Annotated in this window: 27 protein-coding genes; 11 read left to right on the plus strand and 16 right to left on the minus strand. The window is 64.2% G+C overall.

Features of this window, described 5'->3' with window-relative positions:
- The first annotated feature begins 33 nt into the window (after window positions 1-33).
- Genes DBV08_RS02235 through DBV08_RS02245 form a run of 3 tightly spaced genes read left to right on the plus strand, consistent with a single transcriptional unit; the run spans window position 34 to window position 2,924 of the window.
- Complete coding sequence (locus tag DBV08_RS02235; RefSeq protein WP_185564400.1) at window positions 34-822, plus strand: alpha/beta hydrolase; 789 nt, start codon at window positions 34-36, stop codon at window positions 820-822.
- Between the two features lie 10 nt (window positions 823-832).
- Window positions 833-1,129 (plus strand): MGMT family protein, encoded by a 297-nt coding sequence (locus DBV08_RS02240; protein WP_095969124.1) that lies wholly within the window; start codon window positions 833-835, stop codon window positions 1,127-1,129.
- A 49-nt stretch (window positions 1,130-1,178) separates the two neighbouring features.
- Window positions 1,179-2,924: an NTP transferase domain-containing protein gene (locus DBV08_RS02245; protein WP_124566387.1), complete on the plus strand. Its 1,746-nt coding sequence runs from the start codon at window positions 1,179-1,181 to the stop codon at window positions 2,922-2,924.
- Between the two features lie 5 nt (window positions 2,925-2,929).
- Here DBV08_RS02245 and DBV08_RS02250 read toward each other — a convergent pair whose 3' ends face one another.
- Both DBV08_RS02250 and DBV08_RS02255 read right to left on the minus strand, forming a co-directional pair.
- Window positions 2,930-3,283, minus strand: coding sequence for a hypothetical protein (locus tag DBV08_RS02250; protein WP_095969123.1), 354 nt, complete (start codon window positions 3,281-3,283; stop codon window positions 2,930-2,932).
- Window positions 3,280-3,858 (minus strand): hypothetical protein, encoded by a 579-nt coding sequence (locus DBV08_RS02255; protein WP_124566388.1) that lies wholly within the window; start codon window positions 3,856-3,858, stop codon window positions 3,280-3,282. Before DBV08_RS02255 ends, DBV08_RS02250 begins: the two co-directional genes overlap by 4 nt.
- A gap of 89 nt (window positions 3,859-3,947) precedes the next feature.
- On the opposite strand from DBV08_RS02255, the gene DBV08_RS02260 reads away from it, so the two are divergent.
- A complete protein-coding gene (locus DBV08_RS02260) occupies window positions 3,948-4,715 on the plus strand; it encodes a hypothetical protein (protein ID WP_095969121.1) in 768 nt (255 codons plus the stop codon).
- A 31-nt stretch (window positions 4,716-4,746) separates the two neighbouring features.
- Here DBV08_RS02260 and DBV08_RS02265 read toward each other — a convergent pair whose 3' ends face one another.
- The 7 genes from DBV08_RS02265 to DBV08_RS02295 all read right to left on the minus strand — a co-directional run bounded on the left by DBV08_RS02265 (window position 4,747) and on the right by DBV08_RS02295 (window position 13,063).
- Complete coding sequence (locus DBV08_RS02265; RefSeq protein ID WP_124566389.1) at window positions 4,747-5,394, minus strand: maleylpyruvate isomerase family mycothiol-dependent enzyme; 648 nt, start codon at window positions 5,392-5,394, stop codon at window positions 4,747-4,749.
- Complete coding sequence (locus DBV08_RS02270) at window positions 5,339-6,088, minus strand: sirohydrochlorin chelatase (RefSeq protein ID WP_124566579.1); 750 nt, start codon at window positions 6,086-6,088, stop codon at window positions 5,339-5,341. Before DBV08_RS02270 ends, DBV08_RS02265 begins: the two co-directional genes overlap by 56 nt.
- Window positions 6,075-7,235 (minus strand): uroporphyrinogen-III synthase, encoded by a 1,161-nt coding sequence (locus tag DBV08_RS02275; RefSeq protein ID WP_095969118.1) that lies wholly within the window; start codon window positions 7,233-7,235, stop codon window positions 6,075-6,077. The genes DBV08_RS02270 and DBV08_RS02275 overlap by 14 nt, the downstream gene beginning before the upstream one ends.
- Entirely contained in the window at window positions 7,232-7,645 is a 414-nt protein-coding gene (nirD, locus tag DBV08_RS02280) for a nitrite reductase small subunit NirD (RefSeq protein ID WP_095969117.1), read from the minus strand. Before nirD ends, DBV08_RS02275 begins: the two co-directional genes overlap by 4 nt.
- Window positions 7,646-7,735: 90 nt before the next feature.
- A complete protein-coding gene (nirB, locus tag DBV08_RS02285) occupies window positions 7,736-10,240 on the minus strand; it encodes a nitrite reductase large subunit NirB (RefSeq protein ID WP_124566390.1) in 2,505 nt (834 codons plus the stop codon).
- 46 nt (window positions 10,241-10,286) lie between these two features.
- The gene (locus DBV08_RS02290) at window positions 10,287-11,687 is read right to left on the minus strand and encodes a nitrate/nitrite transporter (RefSeq protein WP_085989607.1); all 1,401 of its coding nucleotides are present in this window, start codon (window positions 11,685-11,687) and stop codon (window positions 10,287-10,289) included.
- A 113-nt stretch (window positions 11,688-11,800) separates the two neighbouring features.
- A complete protein-coding gene (locus DBV08_RS02295; RefSeq protein WP_124566391.1) occupies window positions 11,801-13,063 on the minus strand; it encodes an MFS transporter in 1,263 nt (420 codons plus the stop codon).
- A 93-nt stretch (window positions 13,064-13,156) separates the two neighbouring features.
- On the opposite strand from DBV08_RS02295, the gene DBV08_RS02300 reads away from it, so the two are divergent.
- Window positions 13,157-13,837: a FadR/GntR family transcriptional regulator gene (locus DBV08_RS02300; RefSeq protein WP_095969114.1), complete on the plus strand. Its 681-nt coding sequence runs from the start codon at window positions 13,157-13,159 to the stop codon at window positions 13,835-13,837.
- Here DBV08_RS02300 and DBV08_RS02305 read toward each other — a convergent pair.
- From DBV08_RS02305 to DBV08_RS02315, 3 genes are read right to left on the minus strand one after another with little or no spacing between them, the layout of a single operon-like run.
- Complete coding sequence (locus DBV08_RS02305) at window positions 13,834-14,688, minus strand: TIGR02569 family protein (protein ID WP_007731227.1); 855 nt, start codon at window positions 14,686-14,688, stop codon at window positions 13,834-13,836. The genes DBV08_RS02300 and DBV08_RS02305 overlap by 4 nt on opposite strands.
- Before the next feature lie 45 nt (window positions 14,689-14,733).
- On the minus strand, window positions 14,734-15,921 hold the full coding sequence (moeZ, locus tag DBV08_RS02310) for an adenylyltransferase/sulfurtransferase MoeZ (protein ID WP_124566392.1): 1,188 nt from the start codon (window positions 15,919-15,921) through the stop codon (window positions 14,734-14,736).
- Window positions 15,922-15,968: 47 nt separating this feature from the next.
- Window positions 15,969-17,015 carry a DUF3152 domain-containing protein gene (locus DBV08_RS02315; protein ID WP_206029098.1) on the minus strand — a complete coding sequence of 349 codons (1,047 nt, stop codon included), beginning with the start codon at window positions 17,013-17,015 and terminating at the stop codon, window positions 15,969-15,971.
- Window positions 17,016-17,343: 328 nt separating this feature from the next.
- On the opposite strand from DBV08_RS02315, the gene DBV08_RS02320 reads away from it, so the two are divergent.
- The gene (locus DBV08_RS02320) at window positions 17,344-18,015 is read left to right on the plus strand and encodes a TetR/AcrR family transcriptional regulator (RefSeq protein ID WP_095969111.1); all 672 of its coding nucleotides are present in this window, start codon (window positions 17,344-17,346) and stop codon (window positions 18,013-18,015) included.
- 72 nt (window positions 18,016-18,087) lie between these two features.
- Here DBV08_RS02320 and DBV08_RS02325 read toward each other — a convergent pair whose 3' ends face one another.
- Both DBV08_RS02325 and DBV08_RS02330 read right to left on the minus strand, forming a co-directional pair.
- The gene (locus DBV08_RS02325; RefSeq protein WP_003942312.1) at window positions 18,088-18,318 is read right to left on the minus strand and encodes a DUF3107 domain-containing protein; all 231 of its coding nucleotides are present in this window, start codon (window positions 18,316-18,318) and stop codon (window positions 18,088-18,090) included.
- 107 nt (window positions 18,319-18,425) lie between these two features.
- On the minus strand, window positions 18,426-19,121 hold the full coding sequence (locus tag DBV08_RS02330; protein WP_029255047.1) for a ferritin-like fold-containing protein: 696 nt from the start codon (window positions 19,119-19,121) through the stop codon (window positions 18,426-18,428).
- A gap of 377 nt (window positions 19,122-19,498) precedes the next feature.
- Between DBV08_RS02330 and DBV08_RS02335 the strand changes: the two genes are divergently transcribed.
- Window positions 19,499-21,103: a DEAD/DEAH box helicase gene (locus DBV08_RS02335; RefSeq protein ID WP_124566394.1), complete on the plus strand. Its 1,605-nt coding sequence runs from the start codon at window positions 19,499-19,501 to the stop codon at window positions 21,101-21,103.
- Between the two features lie 9 nt (window positions 21,104-21,112).
- On the plus strand, window positions 21,113-22,315 hold the full coding sequence (locus DBV08_RS02340; RefSeq protein ID WP_185564403.1) for a hypothetical protein: 1,203 nt from the start codon (window positions 21,113-21,115) through the stop codon (window positions 22,313-22,315).
- A 13-nt stretch (window positions 22,316-22,328) separates the two neighbouring features.
- Here DBV08_RS02340 and DBV08_RS02345 read toward each other — a convergent pair whose 3' ends face one another.
- Window positions 22,329-23,126, minus strand: coding sequence for a ParA family protein (locus DBV08_RS02345; protein ID WP_095969281.1), 798 nt, complete (start codon window positions 23,124-23,126; stop codon window positions 22,329-22,331).
- Between the two features lie 71 nt (window positions 23,127-23,197).
- On the opposite strand from DBV08_RS02345, the gene DBV08_RS02350 reads away from it, so the two are divergent.
- The gene (locus DBV08_RS02350) at window positions 23,198-23,821 is read left to right on the plus strand and encodes an acid phosphatase (RefSeq protein WP_095969282.1); all 624 of its coding nucleotides are present in this window, start codon (window positions 23,198-23,200) and stop codon (window positions 23,819-23,821) included.
- A 17-nt stretch (window positions 23,822-23,838) separates the two neighbouring features.
- A complete protein-coding gene (locus tag DBV08_RS02355) occupies window positions 23,839-24,318 on the plus strand; it encodes a GNAT family N-acetyltransferase (protein ID WP_003940724.1) in 480 nt (159 codons plus the stop codon).
- 4 nt (window positions 24,319-24,322) lie between these two features.
- On the opposite strand, the gene DBV08_RS02360 is transcribed toward DBV08_RS02355, so the two are convergent.
- Window positions 24,323-24,805: a hypothetical protein gene (locus tag DBV08_RS02360; RefSeq protein ID WP_124566395.1), complete on the minus strand. Its 483-nt coding sequence runs from the start codon at window positions 24,803-24,805 to the stop codon at window positions 24,323-24,325.
- Window positions 24,806-24,846: 41 nt separating this feature from the next.
- Between DBV08_RS02360 and DBV08_RS02365 the strand changes: the two genes are divergently transcribed.
- A complete protein-coding gene (locus DBV08_RS02365) occupies window positions 24,847-25,803 on the plus strand; it encodes a diacylglycerol kinase family protein (protein ID WP_095969107.1) in 957 nt (318 codons plus the stop codon).
- Window positions 25,804-25,996: the final 193 nt, after the last annotated feature.

Raw genomic sequence — 25,996 nt, forward strand, 5'->3', positions numbered from 1 at the left:
GCACCGACAACTCACACATCGCCTGCATCCGGCATGATTGCTCGTGTGTCTGCACTCCATACGTATCTCTACGGACCCGCCGGGGCGCCTGAGATCCTCTCGCTGCACGGCCTGACGGGTCACGGTCGACGATGGCAGTCGATGGCCGAGAACCAACTGCCCGAAGCACGCTGGATCTCGCCCGATCTACGCGGTCACGGGCGCTCGACCTGGGCTCCCCCGTGGAACCTCGAATCCCACGTGGCGAGCTTGCTGGAGACACTCGACGAACATGCCACCGGACCGGTGGTGATTCTCGCGCATTCGTTCGGCGGAATGCTGGCGCTGCACCTCGCTGCCACCGCACCGGAACGCGTTCGTGGTCTCGTCCTGCTCGATCCGGCGATCGGCTTGGATCCGAATTTCATGCAGGAAGTGGCCGAACTCACAATCGGCTCACCGGATTACACCGATGCCGCCGAGGCGTACTCGGAGAAGATTCACGGCTCGTGGGGTGAGGTTCCCACCCAGGACCTCGACGTCGAGATGGCCGAGCACCTGATCCGACTGGGCAACGGGCGCGTCAACTGGCGCCTGTCCACACCGGCCGTCGTCACCGCGTGGGGAGAACTTGCCCGCCCGATCGTGCTGCCCCCGTCGTCGATGCCCACCGTGCTGGTTCAGGCGATGAAGGTTCAGCCGCCGTACGTCACCGACGAGTTCCGAGCAGCCTTGACCGAACACCTCGGTGAAAATCTCATCAGCGTCGAATTCGACTGCGACCACATGGTCCCGCACGTGCGGGCCGACGAGGTGGCAGACCTCGTCCGAACAGTGCTCTGACGAGGCAACGATGGCAACCACCACGGAAGAGCAGATCGAAGAGGTGAGGCGGCTCATCGCCTCGATTCCCGCCGGTTTCGTGGCGACGTACGGCGACATAGCCGAAGCCGCAGGACTTTCCAGCGCTCGCACGGTCGGGTGGATCATGCGGACGGACTCTGCCGACTTGCCGTGGCACCGGGTGCTCGGCGCCTCCGGTAAACCGTCGGCACACCTGGCTCATCGTCAGATCGCCAAGCTCGAACTCGAAGGAGTACCGATCAAGGACGGTCGAATCGACCTGAAGAAAGCTCGGTATCACTTCTGATCCCGTGTCACCGGTCGTCGTCGCCCCTGCCATGGGGCAGCATGGAGACATGACCACCACGCCGCCCACCGCCGCCGTCATTCTGGCGGGTGGTCGCGGGACCCGAATGGGCGGCGTCGACAAACCCGGCCTGATCGTGCACGGCCGCAGACTCCTCGACATCGCGCTGTCAGCGACGGCGCATCTCGACGCCGTCGTCGTGGTCGGCCCGCATCGACCTGAACTTGCTGCACACATCACCCAGACCCAGGAATCTCCGGCCGGCGCCGGCCCTGTCGAGGCGATCTGGGCCGGGTTGTCCGCGACCCGGTTACCCGAGAACGCCGTGGTGGTGGTGCTGGCATCCGACCTGCCGTACGTCGAGGCCGGATCGGTCGACGCGCTGATCGCTGCGACATCGACCGACAATCCGGTGACGTGTGCGGTGGACGAGAACAACCGAACCCAATTCCTGTTCTCCGCGTGGACCCTTCGCGAACTCCGACAACGCCTCGCTGCTCTGCGCCGGAGTTCGGGGCTCGAGAATCAACCGATGAAAGCGCTTGCCACCGAGCCGTTCTCGACCCTACGCGTGGCGGGTACCACCGACTGCGACACGCCGGCGGACATCGATCGCGCGAGAAGCCATCCCCGCCTGACGATCGAGCAAGCCCGCATCGTCATCACGAATGCCTTGACTCCGCTAACCCCGCACCGGGCCGATCTCGCCGACAGTCTCGGAGCAACGCTCGCGCAGCCTCTCGTCGCCCTGGGTGATCTCCCCAGGTCAGACGTTTCGGCGATGGACGGGTACGCCGTCTCCGGCGATGGTCCGTGGCGGGTGCGCACCGAGATCCGCATCGCGGGCGCCGACGGGCAACTCGACCTCCGCGAAGGCGAAGCAATCCGCATTGCCACGGGAGCTCACCTACCTGCCGGCGCTACCTCGGTGATTCGTGACGAGTACCTGTCCGTCGACGCACCGTCTCGAACGCTGCGGCGACTACCGGATGCGCCGCACCGCAACGACGCTCGCCCACGGGGAGAAGACTGGGGCACCGGATTCACGATCGCTCCGACCGGTACCGCGGTGACTCCGGCGGTAATCTCCGCTGCTGCCAGTGGCGAGGTATTCGACGCCCTCGTCCGTGGCCCGGTCCGGGCACGCGTCGTAGTCACCGGCGACGAGATCCGCCGGACCGGCCCACTGCGGGAAGGTCAGACTCGCGACTCCGTGGGCGGGATTCTTCCCTACCTGCTCGAACGCAACGGCGTACGGTGCGTGTCGAATTCGCACTTGCGCGACACGGCCGACAGTTTCGAGCGTGTACTGGCTGATGCGACCGAACAGGACCTGCTTGTCGTCATCGGTGCGACGGGTGGCGGCGCTGCCGACGAAATGCGCAGTGCGCTCGATCGACTCGGCGCTCGCACGATTGTCGGGCGAGTGGCCTCGCGCCCGGGCGGATCTCAGATAACGGCGGTCCTGCCCAGTGGCCGGGTGGTTCTCGGCCTCCCCGGCAACCCGTACGCCGCGGTGACCACCCTGTTGACGATGCTGCCTACCGTCGTGGCCGCCCTGACCGGGAGCGAGACGCCTCCGCCACTGCTCGGCATCATCGAGAACGCTGCTGCGGTGAGTTCCGATGCGGTACGCCTGTTGCCGGTCACACAATCCACCGACGGCCGCTGGCGCGCCGATCCGTCTGTACGTACTGCACACCTGGCGGGGTTGATCGGGCGCTCCGCGTTTGCTCTCGTTCCGGCGCACGCGCAAGACGGTGCCCTCGCCGAAGTGGTTGTCCTCCCCCGCTGATCGGGTCAGTCGTTTCGGCGCCTACGCCGGTTGACCTCCGCCATCCCGATCACGCCGACAACTATCGCGAGCACCAGGGAATACGCGCCCCACAGCACCAAGAACGGCAGCAGCCACCCGGCATCGACGGTCTGACCACGCGGTCCGACGCAATACAGCGTGAAATTGGTGGACGTACCGTCGCCGTCGGTAAAGGTATCGGAGACGACCATCGCGCTCGATGTGGGATCTTCACAGAAGATCGGCGCCAGGTGAGCCACCTGGCCGGGCCAGATCACCGAAGACAGCAGTGCGGCAAAGATTCCCACGACCACGATCACCACTACGGAGATCAGCAACGGAGCGATACGGCGGCTCACAGCGGCTGCACCAGATAAGGTGTGCCGTCAGGCTCGAAGACCACCAGCACCCGCGAGCGTGGGGATTCCACCATCACGGAAGCGTGTATCGCCTCGGTGCGAGAGACCGAGATCCCGGTGACTTCGCCGTCGTCGACACCGCTGCTCGCCAGCGCGTCGTCGACCAACTTCTCGACATTCGACAATGCCGGCACTTGATCCAGCGTGAACGATCGAGCATCGAGGTCGTCGGTGACGCTGACTTGCACGGGACTCGGCTCGCCGAGAATGACGCCGTCGAAAGAGAACCGGTCGAGCTGTGACGGCTTCCCGGGGTCTCGAACGGTGACCCCGAGCGTCTCGATCGGGCTGATGTCGACGCTGGTCACCGACACTGCGCCGACACCGTAACTGTGTGCGAGGCTGTCGAATCCGTCCCGCACCAACTCCGACGTCAGCCCACCACCACGTTCACGCATCTGGTTGTCGAAATCCATCCGATCGACGGCACCGATACATCCGCTCAGACTCGCGGCCGTCAAGGCGATCGCTACCGTCCACAGCGCCGACCGCACCTGCGAGGACGCGAGTTTCATCAGCGGAGCGTACCGCGAGTGTCCGGTTCCATCCCGGTGGACTGCGCGTCGCACGAATTACTGTCGGAGACTCGTGGGATCATCGCGCCATGAATCGTGTCGACGAAGGATTCGAACCGCCGGACGCATTGGTCGAGTGGTGCCGCTCGCGCACCTTTCCACTGCACGTCCTCGACGACGAAGCCACCGTCGACCTGGATTGGTGGAACGCACACCTGAAGGACGCCGGCCACACCATCAGCCTGCGCGGGCGTGATCTCGACGGCAAAGTGATCACCGAAGGCCGAGCCATCGTTCAACGCAACGACCTTCGCCCGTCGAGCGATCTCGTCGTCGCCGAGCATGACGGTCTCGGACTGCTGTTTCTCTGTGCGGCCTGGCAGGGCTCGCACGAGAGCAGACGGTTCACGCGGAGATTCCCCAACGTCTTCAATCCGCATCACCGCGAGGACGAGGATCCGCTGACCCAGATCACAGCCATTCTCGATCACTGTTCGAAGAACAAGTCCATGCCGGTAGTCCGACGCGACACCTGGTCGGGCTGGCCGCTCACCCCCGGTGTCGGGGTATCTCTGATGGCCGCTTTCATGTGGGCGGTAGGCGTGCAGGACGAGGGCCGACGCGCTCAGATGATCGACCAGTACGGCGTCTCGACGCTCATCCACGAGGGCTGGCTCGAGGATCCTTCCGTCACCGGCTTCACGACACGCCGCTACCGCCGGTACTGCGAACTCCTCGACAGTTGGGCCTATGCGGCCGGCACCCAACCCGAGATCGTCGAGATGTGGTTGGTGAAAAGGTGGAGTGCGCGGTTGGCCCAAGCACGCAACGACGTCAGCTCCCCCACCCTGTTCTAATCCTCGACACGGCTGGATCTCGGAACGACTGTCAGAACGGCCAGGCCGGGAGGGTAGGCAGCCCCACTCTCGTCGGCCTCCCGACCAACCAGGCCAAGGTCTCCGCGTCGGACAGCGAAGGAACTCGTACACCCGGGACAGCCGTCTCCAATGCGCCCAATTGACTGGCGAGAGTGAATTCCACGAATTCGGCGGGCCAGTCGTGGCAGGTGTAACCGATGTCGAGGTCGATCAGGTGAATCTCGATCTCGTTCCAGCGCAGGATCGGTAGATCGAATGCGGTGACAGGTTTGCGCCACGCAACCGGAGTGTCCAGCCGATCCGTCGGCAGGTCAGCCAATGCGTCGACCAGCCTCGTTCCCGAGAAGCGGTAGTCGAGTGCCAACAACTCGGCCGGGCGATCGGCGCCTTCCTCGATTGCGGCATTGCGCGCGTCGGGTCCCCCGGGGTACATCTCCCCCGACTCGCCGCTGTGCACACCGGCAACAAATCTGCCCAGCGCGTCGGCGTTGCGCGACATGTGTGTGACGACGTGTCCCCGGCTCCAACCGGGTAGCCCGGACGACTCACGGGCTTGCTCGTCGGTCAGTGCACCGACGAGAGCCTGTGCCTTGACGTCGGATTCACGAACTGCTGCGACCAGGTCGGCATACGTCGGTGTCATGGAGTGAGACGTCATGCAGCGATACTAGTTCCCCTCGCGCACTCTCATACCGATTCACGACAAGGTCCACCACTCCTTGGTCGACACCGAGTGGTTCGGTGACACCGTCGGCCCCTGCCGCGTGCAACCGCTCGTGGAACAGTCCGTGCGCGAGGAGGTACGAGGCGACGAACACTCGCTTCGTGCCGCGAACGCGTGCTGCTGCAACAACATCGGCTACCTTCGGTTCCCCGGTCGCGATGTATCCGATGTCCACCCGGATCCCCGCCGCTTCGGCGAGCATCAGCGCGGCACGCTCGACGTCTCGCAGCGCCCGCGCATCGGAGGACCCGGCGGCAGCAAGCACAATCGCGTCACCCGGATTCCACCCCGCTTCGGTCAAGCGTCGGAGCAGCACGCGTGCAAGCGCCGGATCAGGTCCGAGGGCGGGCGTCACAGTCACAGCAGGGTGCTCACTGATCGCCACCTCGCGTCGAACATCGGTGTGAACGTGGTAGCCGGACGCCAAGAAGGCCGGTACGAGAATCGCTCGCCCCGGAGTGTCCCGGAGGACTTCCGAAGGTGACGGGCCGAGCACATCGACAAAGGCAACGCGCGTGCGTCCGACGCGCTTGCCGACTGCTTCGGCCAGGGCGGCAACCATTTCCACGCCACGTGCACTACGCGTGCCGTGAGCTACCAGTACGAGGACATCGTCATCGCGTTGCATAGTCACCTGGATTCTGTATGTAGTCACCGGGATCGAGGGCAAGTCGATAGCCCCGCTTGACCACGGTCTGAACGGCTTTGGGGGCGCCGAGGCACGCACGCAACCGGGCGACGGCGGTCTCGACGGCGTGAGTGTCTCCGCCGCCACCGGGAAGGGAGGCAAGGAGTTCGTCGCGGGATACGACCCGGCCGGGACTGGCCCCGAGTGTGCGGATCAACGACATCGCAGCGGGGGGCAATTGCTTCACTTCGCCGTCCACGACGACGCACCCCCCACGAATACTGATTTCGTGTTCACCGGCTTGAATCTTGTTGGCTCGCTGCGGGAGTTCGTCGACGATATGCCGCGCGAGCGCTCCCAGGCGTGCCCGCGCCGGGGCTGTGGTCGGTACATTCAACGCTTCGAGCGGCGCCGAGGTGACCGGGCCGACGCACATGGCCGCCACCGGACCTCGCATGGCCTCGAGCATGTCGCCGAGATCGCCGGTCTTGTCGGCGCGCATCAGCATCGACGCAACGGCCGGCGCACTCGTGAAACTGACGGCGTCGATTCCGGCTGACGCGATGGCGTCGATCATCCGGTCGAGCAGCGTAGGGTCCTCCGGCGGTTCCCACCGATAGACGGGAACCGCGATGACCTCGGCGCCGGCCTCGCGCAGCACCTGACAGAAGTCGGGAATCGGCTCCCACTCGGTGGTCGCACCATGCAGTTGCACAGCGATTCTCTTTCCCGAGACACCTTCTGCAAGAAGATGTTCGAGCACTTCGGCGGAAGACTCGGATGCCGGTGACCATTCTTCACGAAGGTCGGCCGCGCGGATTGCTCCCTTGGCCTTCGGCCCACGCGCGAGCAGACGAGCCGAACCGAGCGCAGAGCCGAGACTTTCGGCTTCGCCCCATCCGTCGGCCGCTTCCAACCAGCCGCGGAACCCGATGCCGGTGGTGGCGACGACCACCTCGGGAGGATCCGAGATGATCTGCTGTGTCACCCTTTCGAGCTCGCGGTCGTCGGCGAGCGGGATGATTCGAATCGCCGGAGCGTGAACGACATCCGCTCCCCGGCGGGTCAGCAACGTCGCGAATTCCTCGGCGCGGCGCGAAGCGGTGATACCTACCGTGAATCCAGCCAACGGCATGTCGTCACTCACGAGACTGCATCGTGGACAGTCGAGCGAACGCCCTGCATCTGCAGGCTGTGGACCTGCACCACTCCGGCCCACACGCGAACCCCGTAAACCGGCAGCGCGACCGCAGAGTCGTCGAGCGCTCTGCCGTCGACCAGTGAGAATGCCTGCTTGAGCAGCGGCGAAACGACGATCGGTTCACCGTCCCGGTCGCCGACGAGTCCGCGAGACATCACCGCGGCGCGGCCGTACGGATCGAAGTTGCTGACGGCCCGGAGTGTGCCGTCCTCCAGCAGGAACAGTGCCACCTGCTCGCCGCCGCGAAGAAGCACGGCGACCCCGCGCCCAGGGATCAGATGGCTCAGCGGGCAGGCCGACGTCCATTCGAGTCGATCCGAATCCAGCTTGGCGATCTGCGCATCGATGACACTCATCGAAGTCCTCCTGTCGATCCGGCGACAACGTCGCGCGGGTTCTTGTCTACGTTTCTACGGATCCCGTGTTTCCCACGGGTTACGCGACTATTACCGGCGCGTGGGGATGCTCGGCATGCCCATCAGGACCGGAACCTTGCGCACTCCGGTCTCGTCGAACACAACCGTCGGGTCGGCTTCTTCCGGTGCGTTGACGAACGAGACGAACCTCGACAGTTTCTCCGGATCACCCAGCACACCAGCCCATTCGTCCTGGTACCCCTCGACGTGCTTGGCCATCAGCGCCTCGAGTTCCTCACCGATTCCCAGGCTGTCTTCACAAATCACAGCCTTGAGGTGATCGAGTCCGCCTTCGAGTGATTCGACCCACGGCGCCGTGCGCTGCAGGCGATCGGCGGTACGGATGTAGAACATGAGGTAGCGGTCGATGTACTTGACCAAGGTCGCGTCGTCGAGGCCTCCGGCAAGCAGCTGAGCGTGTTTGGGCGACTGTCCGCCGTTGCCGCCCACATACAGATTCCAACCGTTCTCCGTCGCGATGACGCCGACGTCCTTGCCACGCGCTTCGGCGCATTCACGCGCACAACCCGAGACGCCGAACTTGATCTTGTGCGGCGAACGCAGACCGCGGTAGCGGTTCTCGAGGTCGACAGCCATACCCACGGAATCCTGGACACCGTAGCGGCACCAACTCGAACCCACACAGCTCTTGACCGTCCGGAGCGATTTGCCGTACGCCTGACCCGATTCCATCCCGGCGTCGACAAGACGCTTCCAGATCGCGGGCAACTGTTCGACACGAGCCCCGAACAAGTCGATGCGCTGACCGCCGGTCACCTTCGTGTACAAGCCGAAGTCACGCGCCACCTCGCCGATGACGATGAGCTGCTCACCCGTCACCTCGCCGCCAGGCATCCGAGGCACCACGGAGTACGTACCGTTCTTCTGGATGTTCGCGAGGAAGTGATCGTTGGTGTCCTGCAACGACGCCTGCTGGCGGTGCAGGATGTGATCGGATTCCGTCGATGCCAGAATCGACGCGACTACGGGCTTGCAGATGTCGCAGCCTGCGCCCTTGCCGTACTTGGCGATCAGCGCCGAGAAGGTTCTGGTCTGCGTCGACTGCACGATCTGGAACAACTCGGCCCTCGACTGCGCGAAGTGCTCGCACAGTGCCTTCGACATCACGACGCCGGAATCAGCCAGCAGCTGCTTCACGGTGGGAAGGCAACCGCCACAGGTGGTTCCGGCACTGGTGCACGCCTTCACCGAAGCGATGTCGCAGGCACCGGCCGCGATTGCGCCGCAGATGGCGCCCTTCGTCACCGCGTTGCACGAGCACACCTCGGCGTCGTCGGGCAGCGAGCCTGCACCCGGCTTCTCCCCCGCGGGCGAGATCAATGTCGCCGGGTCACCGGGTAGTTCGCGACCGACCAGCGGGCGCAGTGACGCGTAGGCCGACGCGTCACCGACAAGAATGCCGCCGAGCAGGATCTTCGCGTCATCGGAGACCACGAGCTTCGCGTACGTCCCCTTGGACGCGTCGCTGAGGACAACTTCGAGAGCGCCCGGTGAGGTCGCCATCGCGTCACCGAAACTGGCGACGTCCACGCCCATGAGCTTGAGTTTGGTGGACATGTCGGCGCCCGGGAAATCCGCGGCGCCGCCGAGCAGACGATCGGCCACGATCTCGGCCGTCGTGTAACCGGGAGCGACCAGACCGTAGCAACGGCCTTCCACCGCAGCACATTCGCCGACGGCATAGACGTTCTCGTCCGACGTCACACAGCCGAGGTCGGTCAGGATGCCGCCGCGCTCACCCACAGCGATACCGGCGTCGCGAGCCAACTGATCACGCGGACGTACTCCGGCCGAGAAGACGAGCAGCGACGCGTCAATGGTGGAGCCGTCGGACAGCTCGACCACGATTCCGTTGTCGGTCTGCGAAATTCCCGCCGTCCCGACTCCGGTGTGAACAGTGAGCCCGAGTTCGGTGACGAGCCGAGCGAGCAGTGCGCCGCCGCCCTCGTCGACCTGCATCGGCATCAGACGCGCATTGTGCTCGACGACGTGTGCCGTCATTCCCATGAGCGAGAGAGCATTTGCGGCCTCGAGTCCGAGAAGGCCACCGCCCACCACGACGCCGACAGCGCCAGGACCTGCCTTCTCGGCGGCGGCCCGGATACCGTCGAGGTCGTCGAGGGTGCGGTAGACGAAACATCCGTCGCCGTCGTGCCCCGGCACGGGAGGCACGAACGGATACGAACCGGTCGCCATCACCAGAGCGTCGTAGGAGATCGTGTCGCCGGTGGTCGTCGTGACAATGCGTGCATCTTTGTCGATCGAGAGCGCGCCTTCCCCCACCCGAAGATCGACCAGGCCGTCACCGACGTAATCGTTGCCGGCCAGTGCCAATTCCTTGGGGTCCCACGCTCCGACGTACGAGGACAGCCCGACTCGGTCGTACGCTGCGTACTGCTCGTCGCAGAGTACGGTCACCGACCAGGTGTTCGCTTCGTCGCGCGAACGCAGTGCCTCGACGAATCGGTGTCCGACCATTCCGTGTCCGATGACAACAACCGACTTGCTCATCACGCCTACTTCCTGAGGTACGAGATAGTTCTGAGATTCCGCGGACCGCTCACGCCGTGACTGCGACCTTCGCCTCGTCGACGTCTGTGGTCAGCGTCGACGGCTTACGCAGGAAGACGAACCAGGTGACTGCGATGCAGGCGATGTAGAAGGCCAGGAACACCCAGAAGGCCATGGTCGCCGACTTCGCGGGGCTGCTGTACGACGCGCGCAGCACCAGGTTGATGCCGACGCCACCCAAACCGCCTACCGCACCGGCAAATCCGATGAGAGCGCCGGAGATACTGCGCGACCACGTTGCCTTCTCGCTTCGATCCATGTGGTCGAAGCTCTGAGCCTTCGCCTCGAAGATCGCCGGGATCATCTTGTAGACGGATCCGTTTCCGATCCCGGAGAGCAGGAACAGGGCGATGAATCCGAGAACGAACGTCACCATGATTCCGGCACTGGCGACGCCCGCGGTGTTGTCGTCCATCGTTCCGGCCGTCACGAGGATCGATGCAGCGAATGCCATGGCGACAAACGTCCACATCGTGATCTTGCCGCCGCCGATGCGGTCTGCCAGTTTGCCGCCGAGGGGCCGAGCGATCGAACCGAGGAGCGGTCCGATGAAGGCGATCTGTGCTGCGTGCAGCGCCGCTGCGGCCGGAGTTGCACCACCGGCAAGGAAGTTGATCTGCAGAACCTGACCGAAGGCGAAGCTGAATCCGATGAAGGAACCGAACGTACCGATGTACAGGAAGCTGATCACCCACGACTCGGAGAACTTCAGCGCCTTGGCCATCGAGCGCAGGTCCGACTTCTGGTTGCCCAGGTTGTCCATGAACAGCGCGGCACCGACGGCAGCGGCCGCGATGAACACGAGATAGACGGCGCAGACGATCCACGGAGCGCGGTTGCCGACGGTGGCGATCACCAGCAGACCGATCAGCTGGATCATCGGCACACCGATGTTGCCGCCGCCGGCGTTGAGACCGAGCGCCCAGCCCTTGAGTCGCTGCGGGTAGAAGGCATTGATGTTGGTCATCGACGACGCGAAGTTGCCGCCGCCGATACCGGCCGTGGCCGCTACCAACATGAACGTGGTGTACGAAGCACCCGGGTTCATCATCAGGTAGAGCGTGAGAAGTGTTGGTACGAAGAGGAACAGCGCACTCATGACGGTCCAGTTACGACCGCCGAACCGTGCGGTGGCAACCGTGTAGGGAATACGGAGGACCGACCCGACAAGTGTGGGAACTGCGACGAGGAAGAACTTTCCGGCCGCGTCGATGCCGTAGATATCCGTCGGCATGAACAACACCATCACGGACCAGATCGACCAGATCGAGAAGCCGACGTGTTCGGCTACCACTGACCAGATCAGGTTCCGCTTCGCGATGTCCTTGCCGCCGGATTCCCAGGCGTCGACGTCCTCTGCATCCCAATGCTCGATGTAATGACTCACCAGGGCCTCCTGAATATGTTGGAGACCCAAAGGTAGAAAACGGTTATTGCGCCGGTGCTGCGCGCGATGACCGCGAAGTCAATTGATCCTCACCCGGTGACAAACCCGGGTGTGAGCTAGTTCTTCGCCGGTGCGTGCCAGGAATCCTCGAGCATCCGAGGCTTACATGCCTGGTAGGCGCCCAGAAGCACCACGATCACAGCAACGACGAGCAGGCCGAACGGCGCAGCGTATCCACCGGACACGTCGTGAAAAACGCCGAACAGGAGCGGGCCGAGGCAGGCAACGGAGTAACCGATGCCCTGGGTGAAGCCGGACAGCGCGGAGGAACCGATATGCGAACGCGTCCGCAGATTGATCAGCGTGAGCGACATCGGGAACGTGCTCGGACCGAGGCCCAGGACCACAACCCACACGATCGGCGCGGCCATGGGGGCGAAGTAGAGTCCACCCATTCCGACGAGGTAACAGACGGCGCACGCGATCACGACGGGGAACGGGTTGGCCATGCGGGCACACAGCGTCGGTGCACCGAAGGCTGCGACGAGTCCGATCACCGAGAACATGCCGACCATCGTTCCGCCGAAGGCGTCACTGGCGCCGGCATCACGAAGGATCGAGGGAATCCACGTGAACATCGAATACGTGATCAGTGAGGTCATGCCGAACATACCGGCCATACCCCAGGCCACGGGCGAACGCCAGACCTGACCACGTGGCTGTTCTGCTACTGCTGCAACCGAATCCGATGCATTGTCGGTGGACCCGGCTTCATTCGCGCGTGCCTTGCGCGAGCGAGCGAGGGTGATCAACCACGGCACTGCTGCGGCGAATCCGAAGGCGGACCACCAGCCGATCGAGAACCGCCAACCGAAGGCGTCGGCAACCGGGACTGCGACGAACGCCGGGACGATGGTGCCGATCTGCACGGCCACGATGTAGACCGAACTCATGGTGGCGAGGCGATCCGAGAAGTACCGCTTGACCAACGGCGGGATGACGACATTGCCGATTCCCATGCCTGCGAGTGCCAGAGCCGAGAGGGCCAACAACGACCACGTCTGAGACATCATGGCACGCAACAGCATTCCGACGCCGGCCATGAGCATCGCGACGAGGGCCGTTCGCTCGAGCCCGATACGTTTCGCGATGGCGGGAGTGATGAGACCGAAGATGGCGAACATTGCGGTCGGAACCATGCCGAAGACACCGACGATCGAGGCGGAGAAGCCGATCTCGTCGCGAATCTCGGCCGCCAAGGGCGAGAACGAGGTCACCGCAAGTCGAAGTACGAGCGCAGACATCGCAATCGCTGCGAAGACGAGCACACGGCCTTGTATCAACGAGCGGGTTTCGGTTCTCTCCAGTTGAGCAGTCACCGGCAAATCATAGGATGACCGGACGAACTCGCACAAGCGCGGTAATCTAACGTCACATTCACACCACTTACCCGGACCCGAGGAAACAACCACGTGCAACCCGTTCGACGCGCAAGTCTCATCTCGCAGGTCACCGAACAACTCCGCAACGAGATCCGAAGCGGAACCTGGCCGATCGGTTCCAAGATCCCCACCGAACCGGAACTGTCGGAGCTGACCGGCACCGGTCGCAATACCGTGCGCGAGGCGGTCCAGGCGCTCGTTCACGCCGGAATGCTGGAACGTCGTCAGGGATCGGGCACCTACGTCGTTGCTGTCTCCGACCTCGGCGGCACTCTGGGGAACTACTTTGCCGGCGCCCACCAGCGGGATGTACTCGAACTTCGGCGCGCACTCGACATCACCGCGGCCACCCTCGCCGCCGCACGGCGAACCGAAGACGACATCGCCGAACTGACGCGGTTACTCGCGCTTCGCACCGCTTCGTGGGAGGGTCAGGACGTCGACGCCGCAACCACCGCTGACGTCGCCCTACACCGAGCTATCGTCGCGGCCAGCCACAACGAGGTCTACCTGGAGTTCTACGATTCCCTGCTCCCGGTCATCGAAACCACGATCCAACAACACATCGATGCAACCGGTGAGGGATTTCACTCGCAGCACGCGAACCTCGTCAACGCTGTCGTCGACGGGAACACCGTGGCCGCCTCGAACGCCGCACGCGAATTGTTCGAGGGCCTGGTCTCGGACTTCGGTACCGGCGCCCCGATCTAGAGCAGCAAGCGCACGATGTCGGACGTTCGGGCCAACCCCGGGAACGCGTCCGCCGTCGAGCGGGGATGCAGAACATGAACTGCCAAGCGGAACATCACCGCACGTAGAAGCATCTGCGGCCACTCGGGGAGATCTTCCCACCGGCCGACCAGTGCCTCGTCTGCCCCGCCCCACGAGATCGCGTCGACCACGGCGACGGCGGCGGCCCACGCAGCCGGCCGCCAGTACGGCGTGATGTCGGTGATTCCGGGCGCCATACTGCCCGAGAACAAGACTGTTCCGAACAGATCGCCGTGCACGAGCTGGTCCGGGCTCTGCACCGGCTTACGCAACGTGGCGAGTCCGGCAATCAGTTCCAGACTCTTGCGACCGTCCGGAGTAGGCGTCTCGAGTTGCTCGACACCCTTCGCGATCCTCAGTGGAACCGTTTCCCACGCCGCGCGATCAGCGGCTACGAATACGTCGACCTCGGCCCACGGCGGAACCGGCGGTTGTGCAAGGAAGCGCGGGCGCTCGAGCGAGGCCGTCGCCGCATGCAGTCGGCACGACATCGAGACCACTTCGTCGTGACGCGGTTCCGGCGATCCGACGATGAATGTGTCGGCGCGCCAGCCCGAGACGACGTAACGACCGTCGGTCGAACGGACCGGTCGAGCGAGCCGGACGCCGTCGACTTCGAGGTTCTCTCGCACCTTCGCCGACCACGCTGCGCGGGCATGATCCGCAACTGCTGAAAGGACGACGTCTCCACACAGCCACCCGCCGTCCCAATCCGCACCGAGTGGGATGGGATCGACTTCACGGAGGCCGAAGGTGGAGCACACGTGCTGGGGAGGTTGGCCTGTGCTCACACCCCAACGCTACCGGTGCGCGGCGCCGCCTCCCGCGAGGCGCGCCTAGTAGACCGGCAGACTCGCATCCACCTGGTTCGCCCAGGCGATCGCGCCGCCTTGAACGTGAACTGCGTCGGAAAAGCCGGCGTTCTTGAGAAAGGCCAGTGCCTCGGCCGAACGGATGCCGGTTTTGCAGTACAGCACTATCTTCTTGTTCTGCGGCAACGTCGCCAGAGCTTCGCCGGAAAGGATGCGGTCCTTCGGGATCAGCACAGCCCCCGGCAGATGCATGATGTCCCATTCAACCGGTTCTCGTACGTCGACCAGCTCGATCGATCGTCCCTCGCCGATCATGGCCTCCAGTTCGGGCGCCGTGATCGTCGAACCGACGGCAGCAGCGCTCGCCTCTTCGGACACGACACCGCAGAACGCGTCGTAGTCGATCAAGGCGGTGACGGGCACGCGGGTCGGATCTCGCTGAAGGCGGATCGTCCGGAACGTCATCGCCAGTGCGTCGTAGATCATCAGGCGTCCGAGAAGCGGTTCACCGATTCCGGTGATGAGCTTGACCGCCTCGGTCGCCATGATCGAACCGACGGTCGCGGGCAGGACTCCGAGAACACCGCCCTCGGCACAGGAGGGGACCATGCCCGGCGGCGGGGCCTCCGGGTAGAGGTCGCGATAGTTCAGTCCCGCGCCGTCCGGGGCGTCTTCCCAGAAGACCGACACCTGCCCCTCGAAGCGGTAGATCGAGCCCCACACGTACGGCTTTCCGGCGATGACTGCGGCATCGTTGACGAGGTACCGCGTCGCGAAGTTGTCCGTGCCGTCGAGAATCAGGTCGTACTCGGAAAACAGCTGGACCGCGTTGGAGTTGTCGAGACGGAACTCGTGCAATCGGACGTCGACGTGCTCGTTGATCTCGAGAATCGACTCGCGGGCGCTGACCGCCTTGGGGCGTCCGACGTCCGAGCGTCCGTGAATCACCTGACGCTGCAGGTTCGACATGTCGACCTCGTCGAACTCGACGATCCCGATGGTGCCCACTCCCGCGGCCGCGAGATAGAGCAGTGCAGGCGAACCCAATCCACCGGCGCCGATGAACAGAACCCGTGCATTCTTGAGACGCTTCTGGCCGGTCATACCGACGTTCGGGATGATCAGGTGCCTGCTGTACCGGGCAACTTCCTCCCGGCTCAACTCGGCTGCCGGCTCCACCAGTGGTGGCAATACGACGGGTGTTGCAGACACCGCGAAACACTCCTAGTTCAAGACGAGATCGTGGGTTCTCGATCCGGTCACGCTCGGGGGTACGGCCACGGATTGAAGCGGCACGTGAGTCCGTTCATCGGAACGACGCCCTCAGGATCAAGCCTAGCGATGTCGTTGTTCGCGGTTCCGAAGGTCTGCTGCATCATGATCGGTGCGAGCCCACCTTCGGTCTCGCACGGCTGGTGAGCGGCGTATCCGATGGCATGGCCGACCTCGTGATTGATCTGATACTGCCGATACGAGCCGATGTCACCCTGGAACGAAATAGCGCCTCGCACCCATCGCGGTTCGTTGAGTAGGACTCGGTCCATGCTCGGGTTGTAGCAGGATCCTTCGAGCTCGATTTCGTATCCGCAGCCTTCGCGGATAGTCATCTGCGAGGTCAGGGAGATACGGAAGTCCGGCTCGCCCGCGTCGACACGCCGGAACGCGACCTTGGGATCGTTGGTCCAACTCTTCGGATTGGCCAGGGTCTGATCGACCATGCGTCCGTACGATTCGTCACCGCCGAAGCCGGTCGTGTCGACGCCGTCCTCGATCTCGACCGTGTACGTGAACTCGCGTTCGGTTCCCTGACCCACCTTGCCCGTCGTACCCGGTACGACGTGCCACGTTCCGCCGCCCGCGACGGTGAACGGACCACCGTCGGGAAGTGCGCCGGACGGTATCGACGACGCAAAAGTTCCGTCCCCGGCCGGCGGCGCGCCGATGACGTCGGTTCCGTCCGTGCTGTGTGCGAGGTCGGCGGTGGCCGACGTCTTGCTCGCGGAGTCGGTGGTGTCCGGACGTACGGCGTCGACGATGACGAGGATGGTGAGCACCACGAGAACCGGAATCGCGTACGCACGCCAGCCGTAGGTCGAGACGAAGCGCCCGAGCTTGCTCTGCTTTCGCGCTGCCCGGTCCGGCCGCGGATTACGCGGGGTTCGGCCCACTTCTCGTTTGGTCGGATCCCACTGGGCACGCAAGGGCTGATGGGAGGAAATGCCGCGATAGTCGCGTTCGCCGTAGGCACGATCATCCGGCACCTCTGGCCGACGTTCGTCGCGAGGCGCTCCAGTTCCGCTACGCATTCGACGTTCCTCACGTTCAGGGTTCTGCGTAGTTCGTCCACGCATGCGCGGTCCCCCTGGGTCAGTCACGTCGTCCAGAATCTCACACACGGCAAGTCGCTCGCCCGGGCTGACCGAAACCCGCTGGTCCTGGCGTGTCATGGCAACCCGTCCTGTAACGAGAAAGACTGCTGGTCTCGCTCACCGAGGCGCGCGCGACTCGCCCGGCCGACACACGGTATCGTTCATTCGGCTACGACCGGTGTGACGGAGGATACTGGCGGGTACGCACACGCGACTCGCGGATCCGCGCGCCGACCGAATTACTTTTGCTCAGATTGGAAGCGACATGACAGAACTCGCGGATCGGACAGACTCCGATCGCGGTACATCGGCTGGCAAGCCTGCCGGAACACGTCGCAGCACCCGACTCCCCCGCGATGCGCGCCGCCTCCAGCTCCTCGCAGCTGCAAGCGAGGTATTCGTCGCGAACGGGTACCACTCGGCCGGCATGGACGAGATCGCCGAATGTGCGGGTGTCAGCAAGCCAGTCCTGTACCAACATTTCCCAGGCAAACTCGAACTGTATGTCGCAGTCCTGCAGAGTTACGTCGACAGCCTCATCTCGGGTGTACGCCAGGCCCTGCGATCGACGACGGACAACAAACAGCGTGTCCGCGCCGCAGTGCAGGCGTTCTTCGACTTCGTCGACAACGACTCCCAGGGCTTCCGCCTGGTGTTCGAGTCCGACATCATGGGCGAACCTCAGGTCCAGACACGCGTCGAACAAGCCACCGAAGCCTGCGTCGACGCCGTGTTCGACCTGGTCAGCCAGGATTCCGGACTCGATCCGTATCGCGCGCGCATCCTCGCGGTCGGTCTTGTCGGTGCCAGCCAGTTCACCGCTCGATACTGGCTCGAAGCTGCGCGGCCGATCCCGAAGGAAGAGGCCGTGGAAATCACGGTGACCCTGGCGTGGGGCGGTCTCTCCCATGTGCCACTGCAAGCCGAAACCAAGTAATCGGCCACACTCACACGCGAAAGGGCGGGCAGTCTCACGACTGCCCGCCCTTTCTGCTGTTACAGCTACGCGTCAGACGGTAGGCGCGAATCCGACCTTGCGGATATCGGACGGACCGATCTCCACGTACGCCACACGAGAAGCCTGCACCAGGAACTTGCGGCCCTTGTCGTCGACGAGAGCCAGAACCGGCTCGCGGCCACCGAGGACAGCCGCGACCAGTGTCTCGACCTCGTCAGGGGTCTGTTCGCTGTTGACGATGAGCTCACGCGGGCTGTCGATTACACCGATCTTGACCTCCACGGTCAACCTCCGAACTGTTCGTGAATTACATCCGTTGTCGACGCAAGGCTAATGCAGCAGCGACCGCCCACGCTCCTCTGCACGCTGTGCCTAGAGCGAACAGTCACCTAGACGAGTCCGAGAATCGCCATCCGCTCGGCGTGCTTTGCCTGCATACCGTCGAACAACGCGACAACTCCGTTGAGGTCACCGGAGGCCGAGATCACCAGATCCGTGAGGTCCTCACGCTGCGCCAGCACGAACTGTGCCTGGGTGATCGCCTCACCGAGGAGTCGGCGTCCCCACAGCATCAACCGGTCCTTGGCGCGGGTGCTGGCCTCTACCGCGGCCTTCACCTCGAGCACCACGAACTCCGAATGGCCCGTCTGCGAGAGAACGTCCTCCACGATCTCGGCGACGTCCGCCGGGAGGGAGTGACCGATCTCGCGATAGAAATCGGCAGCGATTCCGTCTCCGACATATGCCTTCACGAGCGATTCCAGCCACGTCGACGGCGTCGTCGACGCGTGATAGTTGTCGAGCGCGCGCACGAACGGATCCATGACGGCAAAGATCTCGTGGCCACGTTCCGTCAGGGCCGTTTCCAGAGTCTCGAAGTGGTCCATCTCGGCGGCGGCCATGCTGGCAAACGCCACCTTGCCGCGCAGGTCCGGAGCCATTTGTGCGTCTTCCGCCAAACGGTAGAACGCCGAAATCTCGCCATACGCGAGAACGGCAAACAAATCGATCACGCCCGGGTGATCGGAAGCGACTCGGCCTCCGGTTCCAGCGTCCGTCGAAGCATCAAGATCGTGTGCGCCCATGACTACGAACTGTAGTGCTTCGACGGCCGACGCGACTGCCGAGGACCGCATGTCCGATTCGGTGATCTTCGACATGTCATCGCGAGGGACGGACAACGTGCAGCTACAATGGTCTTGGGAGTTCGCCAGTTCCCCCGGGCCATTTGGTTAGCCGGGACGGCTGTCTTCACACGAACCCCACCGATAATGTGCGCGCACCTGCATCGACGGTTGTTGCCCGCTTCGCCGAGATCGCCGGACGGTTCGAATTCGTCCGAGTGGAATTCAGTGCTGAGGCGTAGGCATGACCGAAGAAAAAGAGGGCATCGACATCGGCCGACTTACGGCCTGGCCCCTTACCTTGTGCGTGCGTACCGCCACGAGGAAAGGCTAGTCCCCTGAGCAAGATCACTGTCGACCACGAAGACGAAGCAACCGAGAACACCGTTTCCGTCCAGCTCGACGACACCCATGTACCCCCGACCTTCGCCGAACTCGGTGTCCGCGACGAAATCGTCCGCGCACTGAACGAGATCGGCATCGAGCGCACCTTCGCCATCCAGGAACTCACCCTCCCGTTGGCTCTCGCCGGTGACGACCTCATCGGTCAGGCACGAACCGGTATGGGCAAGACCTTCGGTTTCGGCGTCCCGCTCCTGCATCGCATCGTCACCGCCGAGAACGGCACGGCGGTCCTCGACGGCACTCCCCGCGCGCTGATCATCGTTCCCACCCGCGAACTGTGCATCCAGGTCGCCCGCGACCTCGAGAACGCCAGCAAGTACCTCCGCGTCGGCGACCGTGGTCTGCAGGTTCTGCCCATCTACGGCGGCCGGCCGTACGAGGCGCAGATCTCGGCACTCCAGAAGGGCGTCGACGTTGTCGTCGGCACCCCGGGTCGCCTGCTCGACCTCGCCAACCAGTCGCACCTGATCCTGGGCAAGGTCGGCGTTCTCGTCCTCGACGAGGCCGACGAAATGCTCGACCTCGGCTTCCTCCCCGACATCGAACGCCTCATGGGCATGGTCCCCGACAAGCGTCAGACAATGCTCTTCTCGGCCACGATGCCCGGCCCGATCATCACTCTGGCTCGCACCTTCCTGACGCAGCCGACGCACATCCGCGCCGAGGAAGCCGAATCCTCCGCAGTGCACGACCGCACGAGCCAGCACATCTACCGTGCGCACGCTCTCGACAAAGCCGAGATGGTTGCCCGCGTACTGCAGGCCGAAGGCCGCGGCGCGACGATGATCTTCACCCGTACCAAGCGCACCGCCCAGAAAGTCGCCGACGATCTCGCCGAGCGTGGTTTCTCCGTCGGCGCGGTCCACGGCGACCTCGGACAGATCGCCCGTGAAAAGGCACTGAAGGGCTTCCGCAACGGCAAGGTCGACGTTCTCGTCGCCACCGACGTCGCTGCACGCGGTATCGACATCGACGACGTCACTCACGTCATCAACTACCAGTGCCCCGAAGACGAGAAGACGTACGTCCACCGCATCGGTCGTACCGGCCGCGCCGGACGCACCGGCATCGCCGTCACGCTGGTCGACTGGGACGACATCCCTCGTTGGCAGCTCATCGACAAGGCACTGAGCCTCGGAATCCCCGATCCGGTCGAGACGTACTCGAGCTCGCCGCACCTCTACGAGGAGCTGTCGATCCCGGCCGACGCCAAGGGCACTGTTCGCAAGGCCAAGGCCGCGCCTGAGAAGGCTGCAACCGACAAAGCCGCAACGGACAAGGCCGACGCGCCGAATACGACCGACTCCGACGGCAACGAAGAGAAGGCCGCTCCCCGCCGCAACCGGACCCGTCGCCGCACCCGCGCCGGCGCTTCGGCCGACGCCGCGACGTCCACCACCGCTACCGCGACCACCGCTCCCCCCTCGGCACCTGCCGCAACCGGTGCCGAGAACACGGACGACGACGGAGCAGCCAAGCCGCGTCGCCGTCGGCGTCGTCGCCCCGCGGCTACCGCGACGGCAGGCGCCGCAGAGTAAGCTGCCGATGTGCTGGCTCCCGAAAGGCGTACTCGCTCAGATCTGATCGGTGCGCTGGCTCTCGCGCTGGCCGTAGTCGTAGCGGTGACCGTGGTGTGGTTGCGCAGTGATGCGCACGGAACCACCTCGGTCACCGCAGACACGTCTCTCCCGCCTCTCTCGACGTCGGTGTTGTTGCCCGACATCCTGAAGCAGACGTGGGAATCCGCCAGTGCCGATTCGACGGCGCCGATCACCGTCGGCAATGCCGTCGTCACCGCCGACGGCTCCGAAGTGATCGGCCGCGATCCGGCAACGGGTGAAGAAGTGTGGCGTTACGCGCGCAACATACCCCTGTGCGGTGCGATCGGTTCATGGGATCGCGTCGTCAGCGTCTATCAGGACGATCGCGGTTGCTCCCAGGTCACGTCACTGGTCGCGGACACCGGCGCCCGAAAAGACCAGCGCAACAGCGACGCCGATTCCGCGGTCAGTTTGTCGGCGGACGGCACCTACCTGATCTCACGCGGCAGTGAGCGAATGGAACTGTGGCGCTCGGACCTTGTCCGAACCCTCGAGTACGGCCGGGTCGACGCGAAGGTCAATCCCAACAAGCAACCTCGCACCGGATGCACGCTGCTCGACGCCGCGTCGAGCGCCAACCGTGTCTCGGTACTCGAACGCTGCCCCGGTGAAGCCTCCAACAGGTTGACGGTGATGAATCCCGCTCCCAAGGACGCCCAGGAACCCGAGGAGTACGGATCCTCGATTCTCCTCGACTCCGAGGGCGCCCGCCTGCTGTCCGTGGCCGGCGAGAAAACGGCGGTCTACCTCCCCGCCGCCAACGGAACTGTTTCTCGCATCAGCATTTTCGACGGATCCGGCAGCCCGATCGTCGACTATCCGATCGAGGGAGCGGTGACCGAGGGTGCCCGCACCCACGCCGACAAGGCTTCGATCACATGGTGGACCGGCTCGCAGACGGTCAACCTCCGACTGAGCGATCTGGCTCCGACGTGGATCGTCAACGGAACGTCCGGGCCCGGAAGCATGGTCGCCGGTCAGATGCTCATCCCCGTTCCGGGCGGCATTGCAGCCGTCAGCCCGTCGGACGGAGCGGTGCAGCGCATGATCGCCGTCGACCGCGGTGAGACGGCGACACCGATCGTGCTCGCCAGTGCGGGCGAGACGATTCTGGAACAGCGCGGCGATACCTTGTTCGCGCTGCGCTAGAAGCTCGCCTTCCTCAGAGCGCCAGTTCCGGCGCGAAAGTCACGACTTCGTTTCCAGCCCAATGCTTTACGAGATTGTCGGCGAGTTCGCGATAAGCATCCGCGCCCTTGTTCTTTCGTCCGGCGAGGACCGTCGCGCCCGACGCGGACGCCTCGGCGAACTTGACGGTGCGTGGGATCGGCGGCGCCAGAACGGCGAGGGAGTAACGGTCGCTGACGTCGGCGAGCACGTCGCGACTGTGCGTGGTTCGAGCGTCGTACAGAGTCGGAAGTGCGCCGAGCAGAACAAGATCCGGGTTGGTGATGGCTTGGACTTCACGAACCGTACGCAGCAGCTGCCCGACGCCGCGGTGCGCGAGGGTCTCGCATTGCAGTGGAACCAGAACCGACTGCGCCGCAGTCAATCCGTTGAGTGTGAGCACACCCAACGACGGTGGGCAGTCGATGATGACGACGTCGTAAGAACCCAGGAGCGGAGACAGCGCCCGCTTGAGCGCGAACTCTCGGCCGGGTCGCATCAGAAGCAACGCTTCAGCGCCCGCGAGATCGATCGTGGCCGGCAGCAGGTCCATGCCGTCGTCCGTCTTCAGCACGGCGTCGACCGCGTCGAGATCACCCGCCAGGACCTCGTTGACCGAACGCTCGAGGCGATCCGGGTTGTGGCCGAGCGAGAACGTCAGGCAGCCCTGCGGGTCGAGATCCACCACCAGGACTCGTTGTCCGAGCGCGGACAAAGCCGCACCGAGAGAGGCGACGGTAGTGGTCTTAGCCACGCCGCCCTTTTGATTCGCCACTGCGAGAACCGTCGTCACACGTAGATCCTTGCGCACTTCGCGCCAGGAGGCGAGCTACACACGCGAGGCAGCCTGCAATGATGGTCGACATGACCTCCCAGTCCACCCCCTCGTCGATCCCTCTCGGTGCTCGCGTCGTACTGATGCGCCACGGTGAAACCGAGTGGGCACGGACCGGAAAACACACCGGACGGACCGAGGTTCCACTGACTCCGCTCGGCGAAATGCAGGCCACCGCGACCGGAAACCGACTGCGGACACTCGACCTCCGCAATCCCATGATTCTGACGAGTCCGCGTTTGCGCGCACAGCTGACGGGTGATCTTGCCGGCCTTCCGGAGGAGCGGACCTGGGATGCACTGTCCGAATGGGACTACGGGGACTACGAGGGCCTCACGACACCCGAGATCCGGGCAACGGTGCCCGATTGGACCGTCTGGACGCACCCGTGCCCCGGCGGTGAGCAGGCCGACCAGATCCATGCCCGCACCGACATGGTGCTGTCGATGGTGCGTTCGCAGCTACCCGAGCGGGACGTGATCCTGATCGGGCACGGCCACTTCTCACGCGCACTCATCGCTCGCTGGCTCGAACTCCCCGTGACGGAAGGAAAGCGCTTCGCGTTGTCGCCCGGCGCATACACGGTTCTCGGTTACGAGCACGGGGCTACTCACCTCCTCCACCACAACGTGCCACCGCTCGTGGAGGCGTGAGGCTTAAGATCCTCTGCATGATCCGACGCGCCACGCCCGCAGACGTCCAGCCGATCACCGACATGATCTACGAGTTGGCGGACTACCAGAAGGCCCTCGACGAGTGCACCGTGAAGGCGGAACAGATCGGCGAGGCTTTGTTCGGACCGGCCGCGACGGCCTTCGCGCACGTCGCTGTGAATTCCGCCGACGACGTCGTCGGCATGGCGCTGTGGTTTCGCAATTTCTCCACGTGGGACGGCGCGCACGGCATCTACCTCGAGGACCTGTACGTCAAGCCCAGCCAGCGCGGATCAGGGCACGGGAAGGCTCTTCTGGCCGCGCTCGCCAAGGAGTGCACCGACAACGACTACACCAGGCTGTCCTGGTCGGTGCTCAACTGGAACACCCCCTCGATCAAGTTCTACGAGTCACTCGGTGCCGACGCGAAGACGGAGTGGACCACGTATCGCCTGACCGGCACCCACCTGGGGGCGCTCGCGGCCGAGGCCGAGTAGGAGTTCAGTCTTTCTTGCGCCCGGTGTCGCCGGTTCCTTCGGCGTCCGGACGTTCCTCGTCCGATGACGCCTCGTCGGCATAGGCTCCGTACTCCGCTGCCATCCACCGAGACGTCGGAGCCGAGAACAGGCAGCCGAGGGCACCGAGAACGACGACACCCAGAACGATGCCGAGCGGAACCTGATGTGAATCGGTCAGCAGCGACCAGGCAACCGGCAGGAGCAGCAGCTGGGCGACGACGGCGATGGCCCGGCCCCACCGGCGACCGGTCAACAGGGCGATACCGGCAGCCAACACCGCACCGCCGAGGATCGCGACCCAGGCGGCAAATCCGTATCCGTTGGTGACGCTCTGATCGTGGCCGGTTGCACCGCGAATCACTGCGACGATCGCGAACCCGGCGGCAACGAGCCCTTGCAGCGTCACGAGGGCACCTGCCCATGTGACTGTCTTGGGCAGGGCGTTCGGACTGGCGGTATTCGGCACGAGGCCAGCCTAGAACACGACACCGGATAGGCTCATGCCCCGTGCGCGCACTGCTGATCGTCAACCCCAATGCCACCTCCACCACCGCTGCCGGTCGTGACCTGTTGGCACACGCCCTCGAGAGTCGGGTGCGACTTACTGTGGCGCACACCACACATCGGGGACACGCTGCCGAACTGGCGCGCGAAGCCCACGAAGACGGGTTCGGCTCGGTGATCGTCCACGGCGGCGACGGCACGGTCAACGAAGTGGTCAATGGACTGCTCGGGTCACCGCATCCCACGTCCATGAAATCGGTTCCGGTCGGTCCGATCCCGACAATCGCAGTCGTCCCCGGAGGCTCGGCAAACGTTTTCGCGCGCTCGCTCGGTATCGCCGCCGACCCGATCGATGCCACGAACCAACTCGTCGACCTTCTCTCCGAGCGCACGCGACGCCGAATCGGACTCGCACACTGCGACAACCGTTGGTTCACGTTCAACGCCGGAATGGGCCTCGACGCCGATGTCTGCGAGGCCGTCGACGCCAGCCGCAAAAACGGGGACGCCGCCACACCCGCCCGGTACGTCCGAACCGCAATCGCGGCGTTCTTCCGTGCCAAGCGAGCCGAACCAGCACTGACCGTCCACCTTCCCGATCAGGATCCCGTCTCCGGAGTCCACTACGCGTTCGTGTCGAACTCGAGCCCGTGGACATATCTGGAAGAGCGCCCCGTACACACCAATCCGGGAACGACTTTCGACAGCGGACTCGGCATCTTCGCCATGACGAGCACCAAAGTCCTACCGTCCTTGCGGGTTGTGCGACAGCTCCTCGCACGCGGCGCCGAGCCGAAATCGAAGGTTCTTCTCCGCACCGACGACGTCCCGTCAATCACCATCGAATCGTCGCGACCGATCGGACTGCAGATGGACGGCGACTACATCGGACTTCGCGAAAAGGTCGAATTCACCTCGGTCCCGGATGCACTGGAAGTGTTCGCGCCGATTGCGACGTGAGTCAGGCAACACGTTTGACCTGCAAAAACTCTGGTGCCGAATAGCCGAAATCGGGTAAAATGCCGGTGACGCCCAGGTGGCCGTCAGGTGTGTCACAAATTAGTGAGTTGGCCCACGAACCCGTTCAAACCTATTGACATACCGCGAGTTCGTGAAAGCATTCACAAGTAACAGTGCGGAAACATTGATGACG

This window comes from Rhodococcus sp. KBW08 (assembly GCF_003852455.1).
In the GTDB taxonomy this organism is placed as follows: Bacteria; Actinomycetota; Actinomycetes; order Mycobacteriales; family Mycobacteriaceae; genus Rhodococcus_F; species Rhodococcus_F baikonurensis.

Coding starts and splice junctions, on each gene's coding strand:
- DBV08_RS02260 (WP_095969121.1), top strand. CDS start 3,948: ATGAATCGTGTCGACGAAGGATTCGAACCGCCGGACGCATTGGTCGAG.
- DBV08_RS02355 (WP_003940724.1), top strand. CDS start 23,839: ATGATCCGACGCGCCACGCCCGCAGACGTCCAGCCGATCACCGACATG.
- DBV08_RS02320 (WP_095969111.1), top strand. CDS start 17,344: ATGACAGAACTCGCGGATCGGACAGACTCCGATCGCGGTACATCGGCT.
- DBV08_RS02350 (WP_095969282.1), top strand. CDS start 23,198: ATGACCTCCCAGTCCACCCCCTCGTCGATCCCTCTCGGTGCTCGCGTC.
- DBV08_RS02240 (WP_095969124.1), top strand. CDS start 833: ATGGCAACCACCACGGAAGAGCAGATCGAAGAGGTGAGGCGGCTCATC.
- DBV08_RS02245 (WP_124566387.1), top strand. CDS start 1,179: ATGACCACCACGCCGCCCACCGCCGCCGTCATTCTGGCGGGTGGTCGC.
- DBV08_RS02315 (WP_206029098.1), bottom strand. CDS start 17,015: ATGCGTAGCGGAACTGGAGCGCCTCGCGACGAACGTCGGCCAGAGGTG.
- DBV08_RS02330 (WP_029255047.1), bottom strand. CDS start 19,121: ATGGGCGCACACGATCTTGATGCTTCGACGGACGCTGGAACCGGAGGC.
- DBV08_RS02270 (WP_124566579.1), bottom strand. CDS start 6,088: ATGCAACGCGATGACGATGTCCTCGTACTGGTAGCTCACGGCACGCGT.
- nirD (WP_095969117.1), bottom strand. CDS start 7,645: ATGAGTGTCATCGATGCGCAGATCGCCAAGCTGGATTCGGATCGACTC.
- DBV08_RS02255 (WP_124566388.1), bottom strand. CDS start 3,858: ATGAAACTCGCGTCCTCGCAGGTGCGGTCGGCGCTGTGGACGGTAGCG.
- DBV08_RS02265 (WP_124566389.1), bottom strand. CDS start 5,394: ATGACGTCTCACTCCATGACACCGACGTATGCCGACCTGGTCGCAGCA.
- DBV08_RS02235 (WP_185564400.1), top strand. CDS start 34: ATGATTGCTCGTGTGTCTGCACTCCATACGTATCTCTACGGACCCGCC.